The organism is Flavobacterium solisilvae (assembly GCF_012911605.1).
GTDB lineage: Bacteria > Bacteroidota > Bacteroidia > Flavobacteriales > Flavobacteriaceae > Flavobacterium > Flavobacterium solisilvae.
In genome coordinates, this window is the sequence record NZ_JAAMPT010000006.1 from 1 (window position 1) to 221 (window position 221).

1 pseudogene is annotated in these 221 nt (G+C 38.9%); it reads left to right on the forward strand.

From position 1 onward, the window contains the following. A pseudogene (locus G6042_RS00030) lies at positions 1-221 on the forward strand (IS1182 family transposase); the annotation flags it as partial.

Below are 221 nucleotides of genomic sequence, written 5' to 3' on the forward strand. Positions count from 1 at the left end.
AGGCGAAACCATCGCTATTGACGGCACAAAATCCAGAGCACACAACAGCAAGAAAGCAAATTACAACCAAAAGAAAATAGATAAACACCTGGAGTATATAGAAACCAAAACCCAAGAATATCTAAGCGCTTTAGCCCAAAACGACGCTCAAGAAACCAGCACCACGCTCACCAACATTCAACAAAAAATAGAACGCTTAAAGCAAAACAAAATCAAATATG